Genomic DNA, 22,358 nt, shown 5'->3' on the forward strand with positions numbered 1-22,358 from the left:
GATTACCAGCGGTAGTGTGCGAACGCTTTGTTGGCTTCTGCCATTTTGTGCGTGTCTTCGCGTTTCTTTACGGCTGCTCCCGTGTTGTTGGCAGCATCCATGATTTCGGCCGCGAGACGTTCTTCCATGGTCTTCTCTCCGCGATTGCGGGAGTAGTTGACGAGCCAGCGCAGTCCGAGGGACGTGCGGCGCTCCGGCTTGACTTCAACCGGAACTTGGTAGTTGGCGCCGCCTACGCGGCGAGCCTTGACTTCGAGAACGGGCATGATGTTCTTGATGGCCGCTTCGAATACTTCCATCGGATCTTTGCCGGAACGCTCCTGAATCAGATTGAAGGCATTGTACAGGAGTTGTTGGGCAACGCCTTTCTTGCCGTCGATCATGATCCGGTTGACGAGCCGGGTAACCAGTTTGCTGTTGTATACCGGATCCGGGAGAACGTCCCGTTTCGGTACCGGTCCTTTCCGTGGCATCGAAAAATTCCTCCTTCCCCATTGTTGGTAGCGCATAGCCGCGCCTATACATCCGTTCTAGGACGGCTGCCTATTATTTCTTCGCTTTAGCACGCTTCGTTCCGTATTTGGAACGGGCCTGCTTGCGGTTGTTGACGCCTGCGGTATCGAGCGCGCCGCGAACGATGTGATAACGGACACCCGGAAGGTCCTTGACCCGGCCGCCGCGAATGAGCACGACGCTGTGCTCTTGCAGGTTGTGGCCGATTCCCGGAATGTACGCGGTCACTTCTACGCGGTTCGTCAAGCGAACACGGGCGTATTTGCGAAGCGCCGAGTTCGGCTTCTTCGGGGTCATCGTACCTACGCGAGTGCAGACACCGCGTTTTTGCGGGGAGCTCAGATCGGTTTCTTCGCGTTTCAGCGCGTTGAAGCCCTTCTGCAGTGCAGGAGATTTCGATTTTACCACCTTAGGCTCACGGCCTTTGCGTACGAGCTGGTTGATTGTTGGCATGTTGCCACCCCCTTCCCATGATTTTGAGGCAGATACGGTTTACGGCCGAGCATCCGTTTGCGAAGCCCACAGATCCAGGCGGTTCATTTTGAGAAGTGCGAAAGGGTCTGACCGTTTCCCTCTTGCGATAAGAACGGTTAGAACCCTAAAGAACTTATATCTCCACGACCGCGGCCATTGCCGTGCCGACATCGATTGCGCGCTAATCAGCCGGGCATCGTCCGATCGCACATTCTCTTAGAACAACGTGCGAATCCGGATAGCCGGGTGAAAAAGAGCACCCTGCGCCGCCTTCCTCTATCTGCGATAAAATACAGATGAATACATTAAGGTCAGGCACACACTATGATATAGTAGCACCTGGGCTTTGGGATGTCAAGAATTCGGCCGGTTGAAAACAGGCGAAGCGGCCGATTTTTTTTCAGAACAATTTCCGCTTCATCAGCCTGCAGGCGATTTCCATCAGCGCGAGCGAATACAGCGCCGCAAACGCGATCGTAAACGCAACCCCGCCTGCGGAGCGCTCGTCGAATCGGATCAAAACGTCCATGACGCGAAATGCCGGCGGCAAGCTCCACGCGACAAATTTGATCAGCTCGGGCAGCCGTTCGCTAACGCCGAATCCGGCAATCGCCAGAGCCAGAACAAGCAGCAGGCCGATAAGCGAGGTTTGTTTTCTTCCGATCAGTTTGGACGAAAACAGACTCGCGCACCCGATGCCAAGCCAGGCGATCGCGATGTGCGCCGTCAATGCCGCGGTCAGCTCGGACAAATCGGGCGGTCTGTCGAACTTGTCCAAAATCGCGGGATAAGCGACGGCTCCGACAGCGAGCGCGGCTCCGATCAGCATGATAAGCAGCAGCTTCGCGCGGTAATACCGGACGGCGTTGCCCGCGCGCAGAACGGTCACCATCTGCTGGGTTTCGTTTTCCGCGTCGATATATCCGTATGCCATCCAGGCCATCGCCAAAAACAGCCAGACGGCCGTAAACGAGTAACTGTTCATGACCGGGTTCGGAGCGACGCTGTAGACGACGATCAGCACGATCGCGAACGCCAGAAAAGAAGGCAAATACCGAATCGAACGAAGGTAGTCGCGGAAAAAATAACGAAGGAGAGCCTTCATCGTCCGTCCCTCCTCTGCCCGTCTTGCGGCTCTTCCCCGTATGTCCGGGCCACCGACACGACCGAAGCTCCTCCGGACAACAGCCGGAGCAGCCAGCCGTCGCAGCGGGCGGATTCAATCCGGCAGGCCAGCTTTCCGCCCGACAGCGAGTAGCTGACCATTCCCGGCAACTCCGGACGGTTCAGCAGGGCCATGACGGTTTCCGCCGCCGACTCCGGAACCCGGCACTCCACCGCGCAAAGCGGAGCCGATTCCACCGCTGCCTGCCGGTCATCCAGCAATCGTCCCTCCTTGAGCGACAATATGCGGGTGGCAAGTCGCGGCAGCCAATCGTTTTCGTGTCCTGTGATCACGATCGCGGTTCCATCCTCGCGCAGCCGGGCAAGCTTGCCGTACAGGTCCGCCTGGGTCTCGACGTCCAATCCGGAAAAAGGCTCGTCCAACAGCAACAAGTCGGGCTCCCCCAACGCCGCCTGGATCACGTTGATTTTTTGCAGCATCCCTTTGGAAAAATGCCGAATCTGCAGCTCGGCGTACGAATCGAGGCCGAAGTCTTGCAGCAGCCTTTCGATTCTTTGCCCGGCCGACTTCTTCTCCATGCCCGATATGGCAGCCATATGGCTTAAATACTCGATTGCCGTAAAGCGAAGCTTCGGAAACCGATCCGGCGCAAAACCGAATCTCGCGGCCTTCCCTCCCGAGGTGCCGACGGCACGGCTTCCGCCCGTCAGCCGGCTGAGGCCCGCCAGTATTTTCAGCAGCGTGCTTTTCCCCGAGCCGTTCGTTCCGACGACGGCGACGGTCTCTCCGGACCGAATGTCCAGCGTCAACGGGTAAAGCACGGTCCGGCCTTCGTAGCTTTTGCAAGCGTCATTCAGTTTGATGATGGGGGATGGGCTCATATTTTTCGTCTCCGCGATTTCGTTTCGGCAAATATCGAACACCCTTTTTACGAAACGGGCGACGGAAAGTTGCAAATGCGGCAGGCAAAAACGGAATCAAGCCTGCTAAAATTTGCTGTGGCGCGAAGAATGCAGGGTTGAGCAGGGTTGAGCAGGACGAATCGGGAGGATGCTGAGTTCGGCGAAGCTTGGTTGGATTTTGTCCAACCAAAACCGGTGTTTCCACGAAACACGTCATCTTCGTTGGATTTTGTCCAATCTGGCGAGGCCTTTTCCGCCTTTTCACCCAAATTCCATGTTTCTCGTTGGATTAAATCCACTCTAGCCCACGGTTTCCCCGTTTTCCGCTCTTTAGATTGGACAAAATCCAACCTAGCTCCTTTCGCTTGCGCGGCCCCACTCCTCCTCCCCTAATTTTTCCTAAAACGCTTTCGCAAGGCGAAGAACCTAAACTTTCCGGCATGCAAAAAACAGCGCCGCGAGGGCGCTGCTTTTGTAACCGGCAAGCCGGTTTATTCGATCGTGACGGCTTCGAGGCCTTCGGCCTCTTCCGCGGACTCGTCGAGCGGATCGACGATGCGGATGTTGCGGTAACGCGACATGCCCGTGCCCGCCGGAATGAGCTTGCCGATAATGACGTTCTCTTTCAGGCCGAGCAGGCGGTCGACTTTGCCCTTGATGGCGGCGTCGGTCAACACGCGCGTCGTTTCCTGGAAGGACGCCGCCGACAGGAAGGAGTCGGTTTCGAGCGAAGCCTTCGTAATCCCGAGAAGCACCGGACGCGCGACGGCAGGCTCGAGACCCGCCATGATCGCTTCGCGGTTGGCCGCTTCGTATTCGTGCACGTCGACGAACGCGCCGGGCAGAAGCGTCGTGTCGCCCGGATCGACGATCCGGATTTTGCGAAGCATCTGCTTGATCATGACTTCGACGTGCTTGTCGTTGATTTCAACGCCCTGGTTCCGGTATACCCGCTGCACTTCCTGCAGAATGTAGTTCTGCACGCCTCGGACGCCCTTGATGCGCAGCATTTCCTTCGGATCGATGGAACCGTCGGTCAGCTCGTCGCCGGCCTCGATTTGCAATCCTTCGTAAACGCGGATGCGCGAACCGTACGAAACGGAGTAAACTTTCGTTTCGGCATCGCCTTGAACTTCGATTTCGCGGCGGTCTTTCGCCTCGCGAATTTCCTTGATGACGCCGTCGATTTCGGAAATGACCGCCTGGCCTTTCGGATTCCGGGCTTCGAACAGCTCCTGGATCCGCGGAAGACCTTGCGTGATGTCATCGCCCGCAACGCCCCCGGTGTGGAACGTGCGCATCGTCAGCTGCGTACCCGGTTCGCCGATCGATTGGGCGGCGATGATGCCGACCGCTTCGCCGATCTCGACTTTTTTGCCGGTTGCCAGGTTCCGGCCGTAGCACATTTTGCAGACGCCGTGACGGGCGCGGCAGCTGAGCACGGAACGGATTTGCAGCTTCGTGACGCCCGCGGACACGATTTCCTCGGCTTTGACCGAGTCGATCAAATCGTTGCGGCCGACGATAATTTCGCCGGTTTCCGGATGGCGCACCGTCTCGAACGCGTAGCGGCCTTCGATGCGGTCGTACAGATCCTCGATGATCTCCTTGCCGTCCTCGATCCGCGACACGACGATGCCTTTGTCCGTGCCGCAATCTTCCTCGCGAACGATTACGTCCTGCGCGACGTCGACGAGACGGCGGGTCAAGTAACCCGAGTCGGCGGTCCGCAGCGCCGTATCGGCAAGACCTTTACGCGCGCCGTGCGTCGAGATGAAGTACTCGAGGACGGTCAGGCCTTCGCGGAAGTTCGATTTGATCGGAAGCTCGAAGATGCGGCCCGACGGCGTCGCCATAAGGCCCCGCATCCCGCCGAGCTGCGTGATCTGCGATTTGTTGCCCCGCGCCTTGGAGTCGACCATGAGCATGATGGAGTTGTAACGGTCCATCGATTTCATGAGGACGTCCGTAATTTCGTCCTTCGTCTTCGACCAGATGTCGATGACGCGGTCGTAGCGTTCTTCGTCGGTAATCAAGCCGCGGCGGTACTGGTTCGTAATGACCTTGACCTTTTCCTCGGATTGCTCGAGAATTTTCGCCTTTTCCTGCGGAACGATAACGTCGGCGACGCCGACCGTAATCCCCGCGCGCGTGGAGTAGGTAAACCCGAGCTGCTTGATGTCGTCGAGAATGACCGACGTCTTCATCGTGTGGTACTGGTTGAAGCACTCGCCGATGATGTTGCCCAAATATTCTTTGCCGACGGCGCCCGGCGTGCCAAGCTCGGCCATGAACTTGTCGACGTCCGCGCCTTTGTCGTAGATGAAATATTTATCCGGCGTGCCTTTCAGCAGATTTTCCTTCGTCGCTTCGTTGATGTACGGGAACGACGACGGGAAAATTTCGTTGAAAATGATTTTGCCGATCGTCGTCACGAGCAATGCGTCCTGCTGCTCCGGCGTGAACGACTCTTTCTTGAGCGCCTTGGCCGGAATGACGACGCGCGCATGCAGGTCCGCGACGCCGCGCTGGTAAGCGGACACCGCTTCGTTGACGTCGGCGAGGCGCAGGCCGGAGCCTTTCGCTTCCTTGTTGTCCATCGTCAGGTAGTAGCAGCCGAGGACCATGTCCTGCGACGGCGTAACGACCGGCTTGCCGTCCTTCGGGTTCAGGATGTTTCCGGACGCCAGCATGAGCAGGCGGGCTTCCGCTTGCGCTTCGGCGGACAGCGGAACGTGAACGGCCATCTGGTCGCCGTCGAAGTCGGCGTTGTACGCCGTACAGACGAGCGGGTGCAGCTTGATGGCGCGGCCTTCGACGAGCGTCGGCTCGAACGCCTGGATGCCGAGACGGTGAAGCGTCGGCGCGCGGTTCAGCAGAACCGGGTGCTCCTTGATCACTTCTTCGAGCACGTCCCACACTTCGGGGCTGACGCGCTCGACTTTCCGTTTCGCGCTCTTGATGTTGTGCGCCTGGCCTTTAAGCACAAGCTCCTTCATGACGAAAGGCTTGAACAGCTCCAGCGCCATTTCCTTCGGCAGGCCGCATTGGTACATTTTCAGGCTCGGGCCGACGACGATAACGGAACGGCCGGAATAGTCGACGCGTTTGCCGAGCAGGTTCTGACGGAAACGGCCTTGCTTGCCCTTCAGCATATGGCTGAGGGATTTGAGCGGACGGTTGCCCGGGCCCGTGACCGGACGGCCGCGGCGGCCGTTGTCGATCAGCGCGTCGACGGCTTCCTGGAGCATCCGCTTCTCGTTTTGGACGATGATGTCCGGAGCGCCCAGGTCGAGCAGCCGCTTCAGCCGGTTGTTCCGGTTGATCACGCGGCGGTACAGGTCGTTCAGGTCGCTCGTCGCGAAGCGGCCGCCGTCCAGCTGAACCATCGGGCGCAGCTCCGGCGGAATGACCGGAAGCACGTCCAGGATCATCCAGTCCGGAAGGTTGCCGGAATTGCGGAACGCCTCGATCACTTCCAGGCGCTTGATCGCGCGGTTGCGGCGCTGGCCTTGGGCCGTGCGCAGCTCTTCCTTGAGCATTTCCAGCTCGCGGTCGAGATCGATATCCTGAAGCAGCTTTTTGACCGCTTCGGCTCCCATTCCCGCTTGGAACGCATAGCCGTACTTCTCGCGGTAGCTGCGGTATTCTTTTTCGGACAAAAGCTGTTTTTTCTCCAGCGGCGTGTCGCCCGGGTCGGTCACGACGTAGGATGCGAAGTAGATGATCTCTTCAAGCGAACGGGGCGACATGTCGAGCGCCAGCCCCATCCGGCTCGGGATCCCTTTGAAGTACCAAATGTGCGAAACCGGCGCGGCCAGCTCGATATGGCCCATCCGTTCGCGGCGCACTTTGGCGCGCGTCACTTCGACGCCGCAGCGGTCGCAGACGACGCCTTTGTAGCGGACGCGCTTGTATTTGCCGCAATGGCATTCCCAATCCTTGGTCGGCCCGAAAATCTTCTCGCAGAACAGGCCTTCCTTCTCCGGCTTCAGCGTCCGGTAGTTGATCGTTTCCGGCTTTTTCACTTCGCCTCTCGACCAGGACCGAATTTTGTCCGGGGAAGCCAAGCCAATTTTCATAAACTCGAAATTGTTGACGTCTAACAAGGAGCAAGCCCTCCTTCATGGTTGCTGCGATTTTCGAAACAAATGGCAGGGCGGACGGTTGTCTGCCCTTACAAGCGGCAGAAGAACGGCGGCTGGCGCCGTTCCCCGTTCAGCCTGTCAATCTACGCCGACTTCGGAACCTTCGAGATTGAGATTGAGCTTGTCGCCGGTCGCATCGTCTTCGTCGTCGATTTCCTTCATCTCGATCTCCTGCTCGTCCCCGGACAAAATCTTCACGTCCATGCCGAGGCTTTGCAGCTCCTTGATCAAGACCTTGAACGATTCCGGAACGCCCGGTTCCGGCACGTTCTCGCCTTTGACGATCGACTCGTACGTCTTCACCCGGCCGACCACGTCGTCGGATTTGACGGTCAAAATTTCCTGCAGCGTATAGGCGGCGCCGTAGGCTTCCAGCGCCCATACTTCCATTTCCCCGAACCGCTGGCCGCCGAACTGGGCTTTGCCGCCGAGCGGCTGCTGCGTAACGAGCGAGTACGGGCCGGTCGAACGGGCATGGATCTTGTCGTCGACCATGTGGGCCAGCTTGATCATGTACATGACGCCGACCGTGACTTCGCGTTCGAACGGTTCGCCCGAGCGGCCGTCGTACAGGATCGTTTTGCCGTTGCGCTGCATGCCGGCTTCTTCCATCGTATCGAAAACGTCGGATTCGTGCGCGCCGTCGAATACCGGCGTCGCGGCGCGAATGCCGAGACTTTTGCATGCCATGCCGAGGTGGACTTCCAGCACCTGGCCGATGTTCATCCGCGACGGGACGCCCAGCGGGTTCAAGACGACTTGAACCGGCGTTCCGTCCGGCATGAACGGCATATCTTCTTCCGGCAGGATGCGGGCGATAACCCTTTGTTGCCGTGGCGTCCGGCCATCTTGTCGCCTTCGGAGATTTTCCGTTTTTGCGCGATATAGACGCGCACGAGCTGATTGACGCCCGGCGGCAATTCGTCGCCGTTCTCGCGAGTGAACACCTTCACGTCGACGACGATGCCGTCGGTGCCGTGAGGCACGCGCAAGCTCGTGTCGCGCACTTCGCGCGCCTTCTCGCCGAAAATCGCGTGCAGCAGACGCTCTTCCGCCGTCAGCTCGGTCACGCCCTTCGGCGTTACCTTGCCGACGAGAATGTCTCCGGCGCCGATTTCCGCGCCGACGCGGATGATGCCGCGCTCGTCAAGGTTGCGCAGCGCGTCTTCCCCGACGTTCGGGATGTCGCGCGTGATTTCTTCCGGTCCGAGCTTCGTGTCCCGCGCTTCCGACTCGTACTCCTCGATGTGGATCGAAGTGTAGACGTCTTCGCGCACGAGCCGTTCGGACAGCAGGATCGCATCCTCGTAGTTGTAGCCTTCCCACGTCATGAAGGCGACGACGACGTTGCGGCCGAGCGCCAATTCCCCGGTATCCGTGGACGGGCCGTCCGCCAGGATGTCGCCTTTTTTGACGATTTCGCCTTTGCGGCAAATCGGGCGCTGGTTGATGCAAGTTCCCTGGTTGGAACGCATAAACTTTTGCAGTTTGTATTTGACGAGATCGCCTTTCACTTCCTTGCCGTCGACGATCTCGGTGCGGCGCAGCCAAATTTCGTTGGCCGTGACGCGCTCGATGACGCCGTCGTACTTGGAGACGACGCACACGCCCGAATCCTTGGCGGCTTTATGCTCCATGCCGGTGCCGACGAGCGGCGCGTCCGGCACGAGCAGCGGAACCGCCTGGCGCTGCATGTTCGAACCCATGAGCGCGCGGTTGGAGTCGTCGTTCTCGAGGAACGGGATCATCGCCGTCGCGACGGATACGACCTGCTTCGGCGATACGTCCATGAAGTCGACGCGATCGCTCGGCATCGTCAGGATGTTGTCCGCCTGCTTGTTGTAGCGGACGATGACCATGTCGTCGGCGAATTTGCCTTCCTCGGTCAGCGCGGCGTTCGCCTGGGCGATGATGTAGTTGTCTTCCTCGTCCGCCGTCATATAGACGACTTCGTCCGTCACGACGCCGGTCGTGTGGTCGACCTTGCGGTACGGAGCTTCGATAAAGCCGTACTCGTTAATGCGGGCGAACGTCGACAGCGAGTTGATCAAGCCGATGTTCGGACCTTCCGGCGTTTCGATCGGACACATCCGCCCGTAGTGGGAAGGATGCACGTCCCGCACTTCGAAGCCGGCGCGTTCCCGCGTCAAGCCGCCGGGACCGAGCGCGGACAGGCGGCGCTTGTGCGTCAATTCCGCAAGCGGGTTCGTCTGGTCCATAAACTGCGACAGCTGCGAGGAGCCGAAAAACTCCTTGATCGCCGCGATGACCGGGCGAATGTTGATGAGCGCCTGCGGGGTGATCGCGTTCTGGTCCTGGATCGACATCCGCTCGCGAACGACGCGCTCCATCCGGGACAGGCCGATCCGGAACTGGTTCTGCAGCAGCTCGCCGACGGAACGCAGACGACGGTTGCCCAGGTGGTCGATGTCGTCCGTGCTGCCGATATCGTGCAGCAAGTTGATGAAATAGCTGATCGAGGCAATAATATCCGCAGGCGTGATGTTCTTCACCGACTTGTCGATGATGCCGTTGGAAATCACCTTCACGACTTTGCCTTCTTCGACGTTCGAGTACACGCTGACGCTTTGGAGCGGAATGTCCTCCGCCTCCTGGACGCCGCCCGTTACGCGGTACGTCTTGAACCCGACGTTCTTCTCCAGCATGGGCATGATGGAATCGAGCAGGCGGCGGTCGATGACCTTGCCGGCTTCCGCGATAATTTCGCCCGTGGAAGGATCGACCAGCGTCTCGGCGAGGCGTTGGTTGAACAGACGGTTTTTGATGTGGAGCTTTTTGTTGATTTTGTAGCGGCCGACGTTGGCCAGATCGTAACGCTTCGGATCGAAAAAGCGGGCGATGAGCAAATTGCGCGCGTTCTCGAGCGTCGGCGGCTCGCCGGGGCGAAGGCGCTCGTAAATTTCGATAAGCGCTTTTTCCGTCGAGTCGGTGTTGTCTTTTTCAAGGGTGTTGCGAATATATTCGTCGTGGCCGAGCAAATCCAGAATTTCGGCGTCCGACCCGAAGCCGAGCGAACGGAGAAGGACGGTTACCGGAATTTTGCGGGTGCGGTCGATCCGGACGTAAATGATGTCCTTCGCGTCCGTTTCCAGCTCAAGCCAAGCGCCGCGGTTCGGAATGACCGTCGCGGTAAACGTCTTTTTCCCGTTTTTGTCCACTTTCGTGCTGTAGTAGACGCTCGGGGAGCGCACCAATTGGCTGACGATGACCCGTTCCGCGCCATTGATAATGAACGTGCCGGTTTCGGTCATGAGCGGAAAATCGCCCATGAACACTTCCTGCTCCTTCACTTCGCCGGTTTCTTTGTTAAGCAGCCGGACTTTGACGCGCAGCGGGGCCGCGTACGTCACGTCGCGCTCTTTGGACTCATCGACGGAATACTTCGGTTCTCCGAGACTGTAATCGATAAACTCCAGCACGAGATTGCCCGTGAAGTCCTGAATCGGCGAAATGTCCTGAAAGATCTCGCGCAAACCGTCGTCCAGAAACTTCTGGTACGATTGCATTTGAATCTCGATCAGGTTCGGAACCTCCAACACTTCCTTGATGCGGGCATAGCTGCGCCGCTCTCGGCGACCATATTGAACAAGATGTCCTGCCAATTTACCTCACCCCTTCGTTCTACTTAAACACAAGCGAGAACGAGATCCTCTCTCCAGCACTAGCAGAGGCAGCCGACTCGCGGGCGTATGACACTCTAGGCGCAAAAGGTCCGCACGAGCAAAAGCCCGATAGACATAAATAAAGAAAAGCCCTTATGCGCCGATTGGCGGCACAATGGCGTCTCTATCCAGTCATTTGCCCAAAACAAACTCATTATACGCCTATCGGCATAAACTTATTCCCAAAACGCGATTAGGACTTGACATTTTAGTCTGCTAAAGACATTAAGCCCATCCTAATACTGACATTTTTTAATGATATCACATTGAAAATGAGGAGTCAAATCTTTTTTGATTTGAATAAAAGGGGGACCCGGACAAGGACAGTATACCAAATTTCGCGAACCCGTTTCAAAAAACCGTTTCGTTCGCAAGAGAAAGACCGGCAGGAAAGAATTCGCCTGCCGGTCTTATGGAAACGGCCGGGAGCTGCGACGTACTCGAGCCCGCCGGCAGCGCCTTCCTTGAATATCAGTTTCCGTTTGCGCCGGCCAGAACCGCCGCGGCCAGAAGCAGCCCGACCGCTTCAGCCCTCGTCGCTTCGCGGTTCGGGCTGAACAGATTGCCGCCGGTCCCCCCGACGAGTCCCGCTTCGTAGGCCGCCGCGACGTATGGCCGCGCCCATTGCGGGATCCGGTCGTCGTCCGCAAAGCCGGGACTTGCGGCCGGATCGGTCGGCAGCCCGAGCGCGCGAACCGCCATCACCGTCATCTCGACCCGGGTCAGCGTCCCGTTCGGCCGGAACGTTTTGTCGGCATAGCCGGTCACGATGCCTTTGGCCGCTGCCTGCGCCACATAGCTTCTTGCCCAGGACGGAATTTCGTCCGCGAAATCGGGCGATGACGATTCGCCTTCCAGCTTGAACGCCCTGCCCAGCATCGCCGTGAACTCGATGCGGGTCGCCGGCGCGTCGGGCCGGAATTCGCCGTCCGGATAGCCGTCGACGATGCCCAAGTACGCCGCTTGACGAATCGAAGCCTCCGCCCAGTGCCCTGCCGTATCGGAGAATTCGATTGCCGGAGACTCCCCGCCGGACGGCTCGCCGCTGCCGGACGAACCTTCTTCGCCGTCGTCCGGCGCGCTTCCGCCGTCGGTTTGTTCTTCGCCGTTCGCGCCGTTCCCGCCGGAGCCGTTCGAACCGTTCGAAGGCAACGGGATGACGACGCCCTGGCCGGGAAGCGGTCCGCCAAGCAAGTCCGTAATGCGCCCTTCCGTTTCGCTATTGACCGTGCCGAGCCGGCTCAAGTAATCGACGAACACCTCGTAGTCGACCAGGTTCAGCTCGTACAGCCGCCCGTCTTCCTTGGCCGCGGCCATCGAACGGTAGAAGTCGCCGCCTCCGGCGAGAAAGGAATTCGTCGCCACGATATAATAAGCGTTCGGATCGATATCCGAATAGCTGCCGTCCGCGCCTTCGATCTGCACCTTGACGATGCGCGAACCTTCCTGCTTCACTTCGCCCGTAACCGAATCGACGATTTCCGGCTGCCTCGCGGAATCGTAATAGAAACGCATGCCCGCTACCTGCGGAAAGCGGCCCTCCCCGGATTCGGCGCCGCTTACCCCGTTCTCCAACGCGGCCGCGATCTCCCGTCCGGTCATTTTCAATGCGGTCAGATTGTTGCCGAACGGCATGACCGTAAGCACCTCGCCGAGCGTAATGTCTCCCTCGTCGATCGAAGCGCGAATGCCGCCCGCGTTCTGAATCGTCACATAGCCCGCCGCATCCGGCGCCTGCACGATGCTTTTGACTTTGTCCAGCATGCCGTCCGCGATGAGGTTGCCGAGGTTGGTCTCCCCCTTCCGGACCGTTTCGCGCGATCCGTCGAGCGCGGCTTCCGATTTGCCGACGACCGTTTTCCGCAGTTCATCGAGCGGCGCCGCAAATTCCTGCAGCTTGGCCGCAGCTTCCGCATCGTCCTCGTACCCGTCGACGGCGAGCAGCTTTCCGCTCCAGGCTTTCAGCACGCCCCGTTCGTCGAACGTGACATCGAGCTGGCCCAGGTTGTCGCCGTATTCGCCCGTTTGCACGATCAGCGTCGGCTCGCCGTCCGCATTGTAAACGACCGGCTCTTCAAGCTTCGTATGGGAGTGGCCGCCGACGATGACGTCGATGCCGCTCACCTGCCGAGCCAGCTTCTCGTCCTCGGTATAGCCGAGATGGGACAGGACGACGATTTTGTCGACTCCCGCCTCCTTCAGCTTAGTCACGGCCGTCTCCGCGCTCGCTTTATAATCTTCGAAAACGATCGTATCCCCCGGAGAGGAAAGCGAAACCGTATCCGGAGTCGTCAGGCCGAAAATGCCGATGCGTTCCCCGCCCACTTCCTTGACGATGGACGAATAGACCGCTCCCGTAACGCTCGCCGCGCCAATCTCTCCTTTGAACAGGCCGCCGACTTCGGCGTTCGCGCTAAAATCGATGTTGGAGCTGACGAACGGGAAATTCGCCGCCTCGATAAAATCGGCAAGCGCTCCCGGCCCTTTGTCGAACTCGTGATTCCCGAACGTCATGGCATCGTAGCCCATCAAGTTCATGAACCAGACGTCGGCCAGTCCATTGAATTGGTTAAAATAAAGCGTACCGGAAAAAACGTCGCCCGCATCGACCAGAATCGTGTTTTCCGTTCGGGCTTGCTTCGCCGCCGTTACCCGTTTGGGAGCGGTGTCGAGGTGCGCGTGCGTGTCGTTGGTGTGCAAAATGCGCAGCTCGAAATCCGGCGAAGCGGCGGATGCGGGGGCTGCCCCTCCGAGTCCCGCGATCGACACCGCCGACAGCAACAGCATGGACGAGGCCGTCAACAGCGACAAAAGCTTTCTTTTCCCCTCAAATCGAATCAAACCTTTCTCCTCCCCCGAAGCGACGACATGGCCGCAAGTATCTGAAGCGCCGATTTACAGACCTACTATAAGACAAGCGCAAAATAGTTTAAACCGAATTGTGTTAACGGTTTGTATATGGGGCGTTAATTCGGACGTCAGGTTTTCGGGGCACATACGGCCATGAAGGCGAAATTTTCAGGCACAAAAAAAGCCCTCCGCCGGCATCGCTGCCCCGAAAAGCTTCCTGTCCCCATCCCCGATCGAAAAAGCCGCTATTGACGGCGGCTTGCGGCGATTCGCGTTCCCCGTTCGCGCGCCGCCGCAAGTTCAGCCCGGAACCGTCGCCCGGTAAATCCGATAGCCTTTGTCCTTCCCCATCTCTTCGACGGCGTCCTCGCCGAACGTCTCTTCCAGCTTCGCTCTCGCCGAAGGAGCCCCCTGCTTGTTGCGGATGACGATCCACAGCGAACCTCCGGGACGGAGAAGATCTTTCGCTTCCGCCAAAATTCGATGGACGACCGCCTTTCCCGCGCGGATGGGCGGATTGGACAAAATGACGTCGAAACGCGAGCCTTCTACCGCCGAGTACAGATCGCTCTGCAAAACGGTGACGTTGGCGATTCCGTTCAAGGCCGCGTTCTCGCGGGCAAGCGCCACGGCGCGCTCGTTGACATCCACCATCGTGACATGTCCTCGCGGCGCAAGGCGGGCGGCCGCAAGGCCGATCGGGCCATAGCCGCAGCCTACGTCGAGCACGCTCGCGTTTTCCGGGATGTCCAAAAAATCGATCAGCACTCGGCTCCCGTAATCCACCTCGCCTCGCGAAAACACGCCGGCATCGGAGACGAAACGGAAAGGAAACCCTCTAAGCTCCTCCCGAAGGGTTCGCCGGTCGCTGGCGGCCGTCGGCCGCTCCGTGTAATAGTGATCGCTCATGGGCAAGTCAAGCTCCTCGTCCTCCAACGTAAACGATGATTAGTTTGCCTCCTCATCGCGAACAAAACCCCTCGAAGATCATCTTCAAGGGGTTTGCTTCTATGCCGCAAAATTACTTGACTTCGACTTTTGCGCCTGCTTCTTCGAGCTTGGCTTTGATCGATTCGGCTTCTTCCTTGGCGACCTTTTCTTTGATCGGCTTCGGAGCGTTGTCGACAACGTCTTTCGCTTCTTTCAGGCCGAGACCCGTAATTTCGCGAACGACTTTGATGACGTTGATTTTGGAAGCGCCGGCTTCGACCAGCACGACGTCGAATTCGGATTGCTCTGCCGCTTCGGCAGCCGCGCCGCCGCCGCCGCCGACGACTGCAACCGGAGCAGCCGCCGTTACGCCGAATTCTTCTTCGATTGCTTTGACCAGATCGTTCAGTTCCAGAACGCTAAGGCCTTTAATGGCCTCAATGATAGACTCTTTGCTCATGGATATACCCTCCATTAATTTTAAATTGATTTCTGTGCGGTGCAAAATTCGCGCTTATGCCGGGAGAACTCCGCCCTCAGGCGGCTTCCTGCGGATTAGGCGCTCGCTTCGTTCTTCTCGGCGACGGCTTTGACCGCCAGCGCGAAGTTGCGGATCGGAGCTTGCAGGACGCTGAGCAGCATGGACAGCAAGCCTTCGCGGGACGGCAGGTCGGCCAGCGCCTTCACTTGCGCCGCGTCGATGTAACGGCCTTCCACGACGCCGCCCTTCAGTTGCAGCGCATCGTTTTTCTTCGCGAAACCGTTCAAAATGCGAGCTGCGGCAACGAGGTCGTCTTTGCTGAACGCGACGGCCGTAGGGCCCGTCAGGACGGCGTCCAGTTCGGACAGCTCGGCGCTGGCCGCGGCACGGCTGACGAGGGAGTTTTTCAAAACTTGGAACTCGACGCCGGCTTCGCGCAGCTGTTTGCGCAGCTCGGTTACTTGAGCCACGTTCAGGCCGCGGTAATCGACGACGACCGTGCTCGCGCTTTCGCGCAGCTTCGTCGCGATCGCTTCCACTTCCTGGGCTTTCGCTTCGATGATTTTTGCATTTGCCATTTCGCACACACCTCCTGGTTCTTGATTCCACCGTATCGTTCCCGCCGCGCCTGGCAGAAGCATTAAAAATGCCTCCGCAGACGCTGCGGAGGCATGACGTGTTCGTTCGCCTTCCCTTCGTCTTCCGGCATCATGCCGGAAGCGCGAAAAGTCGGCCAAACTCTATTCACACACCTCGGTAGGAAATTAAGCCTCGCGGCACCTACGGTCTACGGTATCCATATTCAACTTTAACCCTGCCAGCTTAACATGAACGCATGGCGGATGTCAATCGCCGTTTAATGGGAACGATTAACGGTAAGCCGCAACGTTCACGCGCGCGCCCGGTCCCATCGTCGAAGAAATCGAGATGTTCTTCAGGTACACGCCTTTGGCAGCCGCCGGCTTCGCGCGGTTCAGCGCGTCGATCAGGGCTTTCAGGTTTTCGTTCAGCTTTTCGGCGTCGAACGATACCTTGCCGATCGGAGCGTGAATTTGTCCGGCTTTGTCCAGACGGTATTCGATTTTACCGGCCTTGATCTCTTGCACGGCTTTCGTTACGTCGTTCGTAACCGTGCCGGCTTTCGGGTTCGGCATGAGGCCTTTGCCCCCGAGAATACGGCCGAGCTTGCCGACTTCGCTCATCATGTCCGGAGTCGCGACGCAGACGTCGAACTCGAACCAACCCTGCTGGATTTTGTTGATGAGGTCTTGATCGCCGACATAATCGGCGCCGGCAGCTTCCGCTTCCTTCAGCTTGTCGCCTTTGGCGAATACGAGAACGCGTTTCGTTTTGCCCGTGCCGTGAGGCAGGACAACGACGCCGCGGACGTTTTGGTCTTGCTTTCTCGGGTCTACGCCGAGACGCACGGCTACTTCGACGGATTCGTCGAATTTGGCCGATGCCGCTTTTTTCACGAGTTCGATCGCTTCGAGCGCCTCGTAAGTGGCGTCGCGATCGATCAGCTTGGCGGCTTCTGCATACTTCTTGCCTACTTTAGCCATTATGTTCTCCTCCTTCTGTGGTATTAACGGAAATGTCCTCCCACACGCGAGCCTTGCCGGCCCGCTAACCGCCATCCGTTTTCCGATCCGTCGGGACCGGCGGACGAGGCTGCTTCCGGATTTGCATCCGGAGCTTCCGGGCGCAACAACGTTCCGTCCGGAATCAGTCTTCGATCGTAACGCCCATGCTGCGGGCGGTACCTTCGACCATACGCATGGCCGCTTCGACGGAAGCCGCGTTCAGATCCTGCATTTTTTGCTCGGCGATCTCGCGTACTTTGGCCCGTTTGACGGTTGCGACTTTCTTTTTGTTCGGTTCGCCGGAGCCTTTTTCGATCCCTGCGGCTACGCGCAGCAATACGGCGGCCGGAGGCGTCTTCGTTTCGAACGTGAAGGAACGGTCCTCGAACACGGTAATGACAACCGGGATGATCAGACCGGCTTGATCTGCCGTACGAGCGTTGAACTCTTTGCAGAACGCCATGATGTTCACGCCGGCTTGACCCAATGCCGGACCGATCGGCGGCGCCGGGTTCGCTTTCCCTGCCGGCACTTGCAGCTTGACCAGTTTAATGACTTTTTTCGCCATGATGCACACCTCCTTGCCCCAAAATGCGGTGAAACGGAGCCGTCGGCCCCTCCCGCTCTTACAGAAACCTACAGAGATAGTTATATCTTCTCCACCTGAGTATAATCCAGCTCAAGCGGGGTTTCCCGGCCAAACATGTTGACGTGCACTTTCAGCTTGCTCTTGTCGTGGAGAATTTCTTCCACCGAGCCGACAAAATTCGCGAAAGGCCCGACCTTGACCCGTACGTTCTCTTTCAATTCGAAATCGATGACCGGCTTCGGCTCTTCCATGCCCATGTGCTGCAAAATTTGCTCCGCTTCCTCGGGCAGGAGGGGCGTCGGCTTCGATCCCGAACCGGTAGATCCGACAAACCCGGTAACGCCGGGCGTGTTGCGGACCACGTACCAAGAGTCGTCGGTTTGAATCATTTCAACGAGGACGTAGCCGGGATACACCTTGCGCATCACCGTCTTCTTCTTGCCGTCCTTGTTGACGATCTCTTCTTCCATCGGCACGAGCACGCGGAAAATTTTGTCCTGCATGCCCATCGACTCCACGCGTCTCTCCAGGTTGGTTTTCACCTTGTTCTCATACCCGGAGTACGTATGGACAACATACCATCTTTTCTCCATCGATGTCACCTTAGGGTCCGGCGTCAAATGACGAGATCGACGAGCTGCGAAATGATAATATCCAATACCCAGAAGTAGAGAGTCACCAGAACCACGGTCACCATAACGACGATCGTGTAGCTGACGAGTTCCTTACGTTTGGGCCAGCGGACTTTTTTCAGTTCACCCCAGGCATCGCCGAAAAACGCAAAAAAGGACCCGAAGCTCTGTTTCATTTTGGCCAGGAAAGTCACGTCCAAACCTCCTAGAACTTACCGCGTTTCGCGATGAACGTGATGTTCATTGCAAAACTTGCAGTACTTTTTCAGCTCGATGCGTTCGGAATGCGTCCGCTTGTTCTTGCTGGTCGTATAATTGCGTTGCTTGCAGTTCGTGCAAGCCATCGTAACCACTACCCGCATGTGTTCCACCTCCCGGGTTGCCAACCTCATAAACATATTGAATCCGGGCGATCCTCCCGCTTCGCCGCCCTACGACAACGAAACCTGGCGTTTCATCCCGAATCCGGACCTGCGCACAGAACTCCACCTTAAGGTTACTAAAATACTTTATCACAGGGCCTATTCGATGTCAACGAAAAGGTTCCGCGCTTTGCTGGCAGCAACGCGACTCCGGCCACAGAGCTCATTACCATTCTACCAATATTTCGCCCGCTTTAACCGCGTCTCGCGAGAATCGCCGCTCCGCGGCCCGCCGACAATAAAAGCCGCCGGCAGAAAAGCTTCTGCCGACGGCGCTTATGTATGGTCAGTTCCCGAAATCCCTCACTTCGAGATATCGCTCCAGCTTGCGCTTCACCCGCTGCAGCGCGTTGTCGATCGACTTGACGTGCCGGTCGAGATCGACGGCGATTTCCTGGTAGGACCGGCCGTCCAGATAAAGCATGAGCACCTTGCGCTCCAGGTCGCTTAAAATTTCGGACATCTTGTCCTCAAGCCCGAAAAACTCTTCCTGGTTGATGATGAGCTCCTCGGGATCGCACACTCTCGAGCCGCAGATGACGTCGAGCAGCGTCCGGTCGGAATCCTCGTCGTAGATCGGTTTGTCCAGGGAAACGTAGGAATTGAGCGGAATATGCTTCTGACGGGTCGCCGTCTTGATCGCCGTAATGATCTGGCGGGTGACGCACAATTCGGCAAACGCCTTGAAGGACGCCAGCTTGTCGCCTCTGAAATCCCGGATCGACTTGTACAGGCCGATCATGCCCTCCTGTACGATGTCCTCCCGTTCCGCGCCGATCAAAAAGTAGGAGCGAGCCTTCGCGCGGACAAAATTGCGGTATTTATGGATCAAGTACTCGAGCGCTTCGGAATTTCCTTCATGAACGGCTTCTACGATGTCCTCGTCGGCCTTGAAGTCATATTCGTGTGTTGCCAGCTCGTTTACGTCTAAGCTCACGAATCATCCCTCCGACCGTCAAGGCGAGTTGATCTAGCAAGTAAACTACCAATCTTATACCAATATACTTGATGAAACCAATAGCGTCAACCGATCAAACCCGATTGTCAGTGTCAAGCTAGCGTGGGCAGTCATTTAAGATGCCTGGAACGCGAACCCCGAAGGAACCTCTTCCTTGTAAGCGCTTTGCTTCGTTCTTTCATCAAACACAAGTGATTTGTCAGAATTTTTTGCCGTTATCCGCGAAGTGCTTTGAGTGCCATACCCGTTGTGCTGCTTTGCTTCGGTCCTTGCAGCATGCGAATCATTCCAGCGATACAACCCTTGACCGGTTGCGTCACGTTCTTGAGCAATTGCCGCATGTTTATCGACTGCTGCGGCGTTGCCTGCTTACTCGCTTGTCCTTCAACCGTTCTTACCACCGTGCCCGCTTCTTGAATCCTCATCATCGTCCTCAGCATCGCCCTGACGCCTCGCTCACTCCAACTGTACCCGCCACGCTTCGTCCGCTTGGCGAATATACGCATCTGCGATTCCGCGCTTCCCATCGGGCGCATACCGCTTGTGTCGATCCCCTTCGCCTGGAGTGTTTTTCGGTAGTCGTCCAAATGCTTCTCATGCCGCTTTAGAAATCTTTTATACGGCTTCCAATCCTTCCGGTTCTCTTCCGCTATCTCTTGCTCCGACACGCCTTCCAGGACCGCCATAAGCGCGGCTGCATCCTGTTTGGCCAAAGACCGTCTCACGGTCTCCCACACCTGCGGCAAATGACCAACAAAGCGTTTCAAATCACGCGCCACATGAAAGCGGTCCAGCATGTACAGACATTGGTGAAAGTAGGATGTACATTCCCCGATCCACGCCGCGCCGTCTCCGTTCACCACAAGCCACGTGTTCTCGTCGATTTCGTAACGCTCCACCAGAAAGTCCCCGAACCCTTCCCAGAAGTCGCCGCCGCTCGTATGCAGGTAATGCTGTTTGTTCTTCAGCTGTACCCGCTTGCCGTTCTTCTCCCAGCCTTCGTGTACGACTGCAATTGCGTTCTCCATCCCGCGCTTTTTGCTCCGCTGCAGCTTCGTGTACAGCCCATCCACTTCCACGAACAGCACGCGGGCAGCGCGCCGTTTCACCGCTGGCATCGGCTGTTGCGCACGCTCCATCAGTTTTTCCCTGATCGCTTGGTGGCTCAGCACATTGTAGCCCAAAAGCTGCTCCAGCCTCTTTGCGCTGTCCCGGTACGACGGTCCTTGGCTTGCGAATGCGATTGCTGTCTCTTCCAAATGCGGACTGACTTTCCCGCGCCCTTCGAATTGCAACAGCTGATCCAGCAGATACACGTGTTTGCCGCTTCTACGGTCACAGTACAATCTCCGCTTAAAGCGCACATTCCCGAACACTGTGTTGACGCTTGTTTCACGCTCGTCCTTTACTCGATAACGCTCTCGGTCCCGTTGCTCCAGGATCTGCTGATCCAGCGCCTCCAGTACCTGCTTCATCGCACGAGCGAATTCCTCCTGCATTTTCCGGAAAATCCATTGCTCAATCTCTTTCATCGTCGGCATTGTTGTGGTAAAGTGGCTCACAGGAGCTTCCTCCTTCTTGGTGTGTTGTGCGCAAACATCACTTTACCAAGGGAGAAGCTCTTTTTCTATATCCGCTTTTTCCAATTCCTACACCCACAGAGATTTTACACTATCAACCCGATTTGACAAGGGTTCCCGGGTTTCGACACGAATCCTTTCCCTATTCCTCGCCGTCCTCCTCCGAAAACGTTCCCCCCCGCCGCAACCGCTCGAGGCGAAGCTGAACGTCCGGACGGAGCACGCCCGCGAGCGGGTTCCGCTTCGGCGGAGGCTCGCGGCGGATGGCGGACTCGATCTCCCTGCGCCCTTCTTCGATGGCGAGCCGAAGCTCCCGGGCGGTCACGCGGAACGCCCCGCGGCCGAAGGCGACGGTCTGCTCCACCTGGTCCGAGGTGGCGACGTACACGTTGCGCCGCACCGACTTCATGTCTCCGACGAGCCGTTCGATGCATTCGTCCGCCGTTTCCTTCTCCCGGGTGAACAAGACCTGCAGCCGGTGCTGGCGAAAGGCGGCGCCGGCTCCGGGAACCCGGAACGCGTCGAAGACGACCGTAATCTTGACCCCGGAATAGCTTTGATATTCCGCCAGCAAATCGAGCAGGCGATCGCGCGCGTCTTCCAGCCGCTCCAGCTTCAGCTTCTCCAGCTCCGGCCAGGCCCCGATCATATTGTAGCCGTCGACGATCAGAACGTCTTCACGATTGAGCATGCCCGCCCTCCGAAGCTTGAGGGCCGGAATGGCGCTGACGCACCGCTTCGTACAAAATGACGCCGGCGGCGACGGACGCGTTGAGCGAATTGATCTTTCCGAACATCGGCAAGGAGATCAGGAAATCGCACTTTTCCCGCACGAGGCGGGATATTCCCTTGCCTTCGTTGCCGATGACGATGGCGAGCGGGCCTTTCAGATTCGCCCGGTACACCTCCTGGGCGGCCGAGACGTCCGTTCCGGCGATCCACACGCCGGCTTCCTTCAGCCGGTCGATCGTCTGCGCCAGATTGGCCACCCTCGCCACCGGAACGTGCTCGACCGCCCCGGCCGACGTTTTCGCCACGACGGCCGTCAGGCTGGCGCTGCGCCGCTTCGGCACGATGACGCCGTGCGCCCCCGTGCAGTCCGCCGTGCGCAGGATCGAGCCGAGGTTGTGAGGGTCCTCCACCTCGTCCAGCAGCACGAGCAGCGGCGATTCGCCCCGTTCCGCCGCCAGGGCGAGCATGTCCTCCACGTCGGCGTAGGACATGGCGGCCGCCTGCGCGACTACCCCCTGGTGCGCCATGTCGGGCGCCAGGCCGTCCAGCTTGCGCTTGTCCGCGAACTGCACGACGACGCCCCTGGCCTTGGCCTCGTCGATAATCGGCTGCACCGCATGCCGCTGGGCCTGGTTGGACAGCCATATTTTGTTGAGGGACCGTCCGGCCTTCAGCGCTTCGAGCACGGGATGCTTGCCGGCCAGATATTCCCCGGACGCCTCGTCCTCCCGGTCCGCCAAAAGCTCGCGCTCCTC

The 22,358-nt window shown here is 58.2% G+C and carries 19 protein-coding genes, 1 pseudogene and 1 other annotated feature; all 20 genes and pseudogenes read right to left on the minus strand.

Annotated elements, in window-relative coordinates:
* Positions 1–2: 2 nt before the first annotated feature.
* The 20 genes and pseudogenes from rpsG to rlmB all read right to left on the minus strand — a co-directional run bounded on the left by rpsG (position 3) and on the right by rlmB (position 22,343).
* Positions 3–473, minus strand: a complete 471-nt coding sequence (gene rpsG, locus JW799_RS04035) for a 30S ribosomal protein S7 (RefSeq protein ID WP_080831989.1) — start codon at positions 471–473, stop codon at positions 3–5.
* A 73-nt stretch (positions 474–546) separates the two neighbouring features.
* A complete protein-coding gene (rpsL, locus tag JW799_RS04040) occupies positions 547–966 on the minus strand; it encodes a 30S ribosomal protein S12 (protein ID WP_080831990.1) in 420 nt (139 codons plus the stop codon).
* A gap of 421 nt (positions 967–1,387) precedes the next feature.
* Positions 1,388–2,092 (minus strand): hypothetical protein, encoded by a 705-nt coding sequence (locus JW799_RS04045; RefSeq protein WP_205428739.1) that lies wholly within the window; start codon positions 2,090–2,092, stop codon positions 1,388–1,390.
* A complete protein-coding gene (locus JW799_RS04050) occupies positions 2,089–2,994 on the minus strand; it encodes an ABC transporter ATP-binding protein (RefSeq protein ID WP_205428740.1) in 906 nt (301 codons plus the stop codon). Before JW799_RS04050 ends, JW799_RS04045 begins: the two co-directional genes overlap by 4 nt.
* Positions 2,963–3,220 carry a protein kinase family protein gene (locus tag JW799_RS04055; protein ID WP_176220575.1) on the minus strand — a complete coding sequence of 86 codons (258 nt, stop codon included), beginning with the start codon at positions 3,218–3,220 and terminating at the stop codon, positions 2,963–2,965. Before JW799_RS04055 ends, JW799_RS04050 begins: the two co-directional genes overlap by 32 nt.
* 286 nt (positions 3,221–3,506) lie before the next feature.
* Positions 3,507–7,097, minus strand: a complete 3,591-nt coding sequence (gene rpoC / locus JW799_RS04060) for a DNA-directed RNA polymerase subunit beta' (RefSeq protein WP_205432801.1) — start codon at positions 7,095–7,097, stop codon at positions 3,507–3,509.
* Positions 7,098–7,241: 144 nt separating this feature from the next.
* Positions 7,242–10,786 (minus strand): annotated as a pseudogene (rpoB, locus tag JW799_RS04065) (DNA-directed RNA polymerase subunit beta).
* Between the two features lie 531 nt (positions 10,787–11,317).
* Positions 11,318–13,687, minus strand: a complete 2,370-nt coding sequence (locus tag JW799_RS04070; RefSeq protein WP_205428741.1) for an S-layer homology domain-containing protein — start codon at positions 13,685–13,687, stop codon at positions 11,318–11,320.
* A gap of 309 nt (positions 13,688–13,996) precedes the next feature.
* Positions 13,997–14,605, minus strand: a complete 609-nt coding sequence (locus JW799_RS04075) for a class I SAM-dependent methyltransferase (RefSeq protein ID WP_080832036.1) — start codon at positions 14,603–14,605, stop codon at positions 13,997–13,999.
* Between the two features lie 112 nt (positions 14,606–14,717).
* Complete coding sequence (gene rplL, locus JW799_RS04080; protein ID WP_080831996.1) at positions 14,718–15,086, minus strand: 50S ribosomal protein L7/L12; 369 nt, start codon at positions 15,084–15,086, stop codon at positions 14,718–14,720.
* Between the two features lie 95 nt (positions 15,087–15,181).
* A complete protein-coding gene (rplJ, locus tag JW799_RS04085) occupies positions 15,182–15,685 on the minus strand; it encodes a 50S ribosomal protein L10 (protein ID WP_080831997.1) in 504 nt (167 codons plus the stop codon).
* Between the two features lie 55 nt (positions 15,686–15,740).
* Positions 15,741–15,918, minus strand: a sequence feature (ribosomal protein L10 leader region).
* A 58-nt stretch (positions 15,919–15,976) separates the two neighbouring features.
* Entirely contained in the window at positions 15,977–16,669 is a 693-nt protein-coding gene (gene rplA, locus JW799_RS04090; RefSeq protein ID WP_080831998.1) for a 50S ribosomal protein L1, read from the minus strand.
* A gap of 163 nt (positions 16,670–16,832) precedes the next feature.
* Positions 16,833–17,258 carry a 50S ribosomal protein L11 gene (rplK, locus tag JW799_RS04095; protein WP_080831999.1) on the minus strand — a complete coding sequence of 142 codons (426 nt, stop codon included), beginning with the start codon at positions 17,256–17,258 and terminating at the stop codon, positions 16,833–16,835.
* Between the two features lie 80 nt (positions 17,259–17,338).
* Positions 17,339–17,872 carry a transcription termination/antitermination protein NusG gene (gene nusG / locus JW799_RS04100; protein WP_080832000.1) on the minus strand — a complete coding sequence of 178 codons (534 nt, stop codon included), beginning with the start codon at positions 17,870–17,872 and terminating at the stop codon, positions 17,339–17,341.
* Between the two features lie 23 nt (positions 17,873–17,895).
* Positions 17,896–18,105, minus strand: a complete 210-nt coding sequence (gene secE, locus JW799_RS04105) for a preprotein translocase subunit SecE (protein WP_080832001.1) — start codon at positions 18,103–18,105, stop codon at positions 17,896–17,898.
* Positions 18,106–18,123: 18 nt separating this feature from the next.
* Positions 18,124–18,273 carry a 50S ribosomal protein L33 gene (gene rpmG / locus JW799_RS04110; protein WP_080832002.1) on the minus strand — a complete coding sequence of 50 codons (150 nt, stop codon included), beginning with the start codon at positions 18,271–18,273 and terminating at the stop codon, positions 18,124–18,126.
* A gap of 346 nt (positions 18,274–18,619) precedes the next feature.
* Entirely contained in the window at positions 18,620–19,270 is a 651-nt protein-coding gene (sigH, locus tag JW799_RS04115; protein WP_080832003.1) for an RNA polymerase sporulation sigma factor SigH, read from the minus strand.
* Between the two features lie 236 nt (positions 19,271–19,506).
* Entirely contained in the window at positions 19,507–20,853 is a 1,347-nt protein-coding gene (locus JW799_RS04120; RefSeq protein WP_080836672.1) for an ISLre2-like element ISTco1 family transposase, read from the minus strand.
* 160 nt (positions 20,854–21,013) lie between these two features.
* Positions 21,014–21,562, minus strand: coding sequence for an NYN domain-containing protein (locus JW799_RS04125; protein WP_205428742.1), 549 nt, complete (start codon positions 21,560–21,562; stop codon positions 21,014–21,016).
* Complete coding sequence (rlmB, locus tag JW799_RS04130; RefSeq protein WP_240353501.1) at positions 21,549–22,343, minus strand: 23S rRNA (guanosine(2251)-2'-O)-methyltransferase RlmB; 795 nt, start codon at positions 22,341–22,343, stop codon at positions 21,549–21,551. Before rlmB ends, JW799_RS04125 begins: the two co-directional genes overlap by 14 nt.
* Positions 22,344–22,358: the final 15 nt, after the last annotated feature.

The organism is Cohnella algarum, from assembly GCF_016937515.1.
In the GTDB taxonomy this organism is placed as follows: Bacteria; Bacillota; Bacilli; order Paenibacillales; family Paenibacillaceae; genus Cohnella; species Cohnella algarum.